The sequence below is a fragment of the Acrocarpospora sp. B8E8 genome, from assembly GCF_039871605.1.
Classification (GTDB): Bacteria; Actinomycetota; Actinomycetes; order Streptosporangiales; family Streptosporangiaceae; genus Acrocarpospora; species Acrocarpospora macrocephala.
Genome location: NZ_JBDPLV010000163.1, coordinates 1 through 3,706 on the forward strand (window position 1 = coordinate 1; position 3,706 = coordinate 3,706).

At 71.1% G+C, this 3,706-nt stretch carries 4 protein-coding genes and 1 pseudogene; all 5 read right to left on the reverse strand.

Going from position 1 to position 3,706, the window contains the following annotated elements:
* Positions 1–34: 34 nt before the first annotated feature.
* The gene (locus ABGB08_RS54210) at positions 35–919 is read right to left on the reverse strand and encodes a hypothetical protein (protein WP_347608315.1); all 885 of its coding nucleotides are present in this window, start codon (positions 917–919) and stop codon (positions 35–37) included.
* Positions 916–1,623: a VIT1/CCC1 transporter family protein gene (locus ABGB08_RS54215; RefSeq protein ID WP_347608318.1), complete on the reverse strand. Its 708-nt coding sequence runs from the start codon at positions 1,621–1,623 to the stop codon at positions 916–918. The genes ABGB08_RS54210 and ABGB08_RS54215 overlap by 4 nt, the downstream gene beginning before the upstream one ends.
* Complete coding sequence (gene lgt / locus ABGB08_RS54220) at positions 1,620–2,627, reverse strand: prolipoprotein diacylglyceryl transferase (RefSeq protein ID WP_347608321.1); 1,008 nt, start codon at positions 2,625–2,627, stop codon at positions 1,620–1,622. Before lgt ends, ABGB08_RS54215 begins: the two co-directional genes overlap by 4 nt.
* An 81-nt stretch (positions 2,628–2,708) precedes the next feature.
* Positions 2,709–3,461 carry a thioredoxin domain-containing protein gene (locus ABGB08_RS54225; protein ID WP_347608323.1) on the reverse strand — a complete coding sequence of 251 codons (753 nt, stop codon included), beginning with the start codon at positions 3,459–3,461 and terminating at the stop codon, positions 2,709–2,711.
* Positions 3,461–3,706: pseudogene (locus ABGB08_RS54230) on the reverse strand (hypothetical protein); the annotation flags it as partial. The pseudogene ABGB08_RS54230 and the gene ABGB08_RS54225, both read right to left, overlap by 1 nt.

Consider the following 3,706-nt stretch of genomic DNA (forward strand, 5'->3'; position numbering starts at 1 on the left):
GTGGGCGGGTGGGAAACCTTCGTGCGATCCGTTGTCAGCTCGCCGATGGGGTGGCGCCGGTTGCCGCGACGACTCTGCGGTAGACGGCTTTTTCGGCTTCGCGGAGGGTGAGGCTCAGGGTGATGAAGTCGTCGGTGGATTCGGGGTCGGCACCGTCGGTGCGGGCTATCCAGACGAGGCCGACGTAGTGGCCCATGGCGTGGCCGCTGGATTCGGAGTAGCCCTGGAAGGGGGCCTGGTCGGGTTTGAGGGGGAGGGTCCAGCCGCCGCGGTGGAGGGCTTCCAGGGAGGTGACCAGGGTGTTGGCGGCTTCGGCGTCGCGGAGGTTGAGCAGGGTGTACTGGGCGATGTAGGCGGTACGGGTTGTCGCGCCAGGCGCCCCAGTGGTTTCGGTGGGCTCGGCGGTCGGTGTGGCGGTGGCTTTGGCGCTGGTGGTGACGGTGGTGGTGTACAGGCCGCGGACGGCTTGGGTGCAGCCTGCGGCGGCCACCTGTTCCAGCAGTTCGTCGCCCCACAGGACCGAGGCGCAGGAGCTGTCCAGCTGGCGCTGGGCGAGCTTCAGCGTCTGCTTGCCGGATTTCAGGGTGCGGGTGGCGAAGACCTCCTCGGCGGTGAGGGGTTTCGCGTCGGCGTCTCGGCTGGCGATGGGGGCGAACTGTTTCAGCGACGGCCAGGCCCGGTACTCGGACGGGCGGGCCTGACCGATGGAGGATCCGGCGGAGAGCTGGCTGGGCCCGGTCGCGGTGCCGTTGACGCCCTGGACGACGAGGGTGAGGAGCAGGCCGACGACCAGGAGGGCCGCGACGCCGCCGAGGCCGAGCAGGACCTTCTGCTGGACGGGGGTGAGGCCGAGTTCGGCCAGGCGAGAGTCGCTCCAGCGGTCGGGGCGGGCCGCCGGGCGTCGTTTGCGGGGAGTCATATGCCGCTGGCTCCGATGATCGACCCGAGCCCCCAGGTGAGGGCGGCGGCGACCCCGCCGACCAGGAACTGGCGCAGGCCGCTGAACCACCAGCTGCGGGCGGTCACCCGGGAGACCAGCGCGCCCGCCCCGAACAGCGCGACCGTGGACAGCGCCGCCGAGATCCACAGACCCCGCACGCCCAGCAGGTACGGCGCCAGCGGCACCACCGCCCCCACGCTGAACGACAGGAACGACGAGATCGCCGCCGTCACCGGGGAGGGCAGGCCGTCCGGGGACACGCCCAGTTCGGTCAGGGTGTGCACCTCCAGCGCTTTTTCCGGATTGCGGGAGATCTGCCGCGCGACCTCGGCCGCGAGCGCCGGATCGACGCCGCGGCTTACATAAACCTGAGCCAATTCGTCCTGCTCGTCCTTCGGATGCCGTTCGAGCTCACGCCGCTCGACCGCGATCTCGGCCTGGGCCAGCTCACGCTGGCTGGCCACCGACACGTACTCACCCCCGGCCATGGAGAACGCGCCCGCCGCCAGACCGGCCGCCCCCGCCAGGGAGATGACCTTGGTGTTCGCGGTTCCGCCCGCGACGCCCGCGATGAGCGCGAAGTTCGACACCAGGCCGTCCATCGCGCCGAACACGGCCGGGCGCAGCCAGCCGCCGGTGACGTCGCGGTGCGTGTGGTGCGCCTCCGCGGCCGAGCCCGTCATCGCCCGCCTGCCTCCTCCCCCGACACTCCGGAGGTGGCCTTGCCGGGATCGACATCCGATTCCGAGGAGTCGGAGGAGTCGGAGGAGGAAGCGGGAGGATCGTCGGCGTCCTCGTCGGCGGCGGAGAGTTCGGCGGCTTCCGCCTGCTCCGGGCCGTGCGCGGGGTCATGCGGGGGCTCGTCCCCGCCCGCGACGATGATCTCCTCGGTGGTCTTGTTCCTGGTCAGCCAGAAGTACGCGACCCCCCCGATGAAGATCACGACCGAGGTCCACTGGTTCAGCCGCAGGCCGAGGAACTCGTGCGCCGGGTCGACCCGCAGCCCCTCGATCCAGAACCGCCCGACCGTGTACCCCGCGACGTACAGCGCGAAGAGGCGGCCGTGGCGGAGCGCGAGGCGCGAGCCGAGGAGGATCAGCACGCCCGCGAGCGCGAAGTCCCAGAGCGACTCGTACAGGAAGGTCGGGTGGTAGGTGGCCGCGCCGGGGATCGTGCCGGGGCGGCCCGGGTCGATCTCCAGGCACCAGGCGTAGTCGCACGGGCTGCCGAACAGCTCCTGGTTGAAGTAGTTGCCCCAGCGCCCGATGCCCTGGGCGACGGCGATGCCGGGCGCGAGCGCGTCCGCGACCGCCGTGAGCGAGATGCCGCGCCGCCAGCACGCGATCCAGACGCCGACGCCACCGAGGGCGATGGCACCCCAGATGCCGAGACCGCCCTTCCAGATGTAGAGCGCGTCGATCGGCTGGTTGGGGGCGTCGGCCCCGAAATACAGCTGCCAGTCGGTGATGACGTGGTAGAGCCGGCCGCCGACCAGGCCGAAGGGCACGGCCCAGACGGCCAGGTCGGTGATGGTCCCGGGCTGGCCGCCACGGGCCCGCCAGCGGCGCTCGCCGATCCAGACGGCGACGACGACGCCAAGCACGATGCACAAAGCGTAGGCCCGGATGGGGATCGGTCCGAGATTCCAGACCCCCTGAGACGGGCTGGGGATGAAGGCGAGGGGCATGTCACAGGACGCTACCGCCTCCGCGACGCGCTCGCGTACGGACGATCGTAAAGGACCTGTCACAAGCTGACCCGCGACGGCTCACCCGCCGGCCGCGACCACGGCTTCGCGCAGCTTGGCGGGCACGAACGCGACCTCGTTGGGCAGATCCTTCCCGTCCAGCTTCACCAGCGGCGTCCCCGTGACCTTCGCCTCCCGCAGCACCCTGACCGACTGGCTCTCCTGCTCGGCCGCGTGCTTCTGCGTGGTCACGCACTCGGGGAAGCCGGGATCGGTGACGCCGGCCTCCTCGCCCCAGGCCACCAGGTCGTTGAGGGCGAACCCCTCGACGGTCTCGCTCGGCTGGTTCTGGAAGAGCCTGTCGTGGAAGGCCAGCCACTGCGCGCCGTCGCCGATGCAGCGGGCCGCCGCCCCCGCCCTGATCGAGTTGGACTTGGTCGGCTCGGCCGAGAAGATCGAGACCGGGTGGTAGACCACCTTGGCCTTGCCCTCCGCGGCCAGGTTCTTGATCGTCGAACCGCTGCTGGTCTCCAGGGCCTTGCAGGCCGGGCACTGGAAGTCCTCGTACACGTCCAGCACCGGCGCGGTCACGCCCGCCTTGGCCAGCGTGAGGGTGCCGTCGGAGTTCACCGTGGCCGGGGCCTGGGCGAGCGCGGGTTTCTCCGCGGTGTCCTGGGAAGCCGCATACCAGGAGCCGAGGCCGATGGCCGCCACCGCGACCACCCCCACGGCCGTGATGACCGTCAGGCGCTTGCGCCGCTCCCGCTTGCGTTCGGCGGCCCGCTGCGCCGCGATGCGATCGCGCGCCGACGCTTCCCGCGAACCCTTGCTCATCAGTTACCTCCAGCGTGGATACCCCCGCCCTCAGGCGGGGGAGGAAACGCGGCGCTGTGCCGCGCTTCTGAATGGGTTGCGTAGCCGTAGCCGTCGGCTCTCTGGAGCAGGCGGACGCGGCGGTGGTGGATGCCCTGCACAGTGCCGTGCCGGGTGGCGATGTTGAAACTGCCGGTTGCGCGGACCGCGACCCGCCCAGCGTGAACCCCGGCCTTCTTGCCCGTCGGGACGTTCGCCCGGACCAG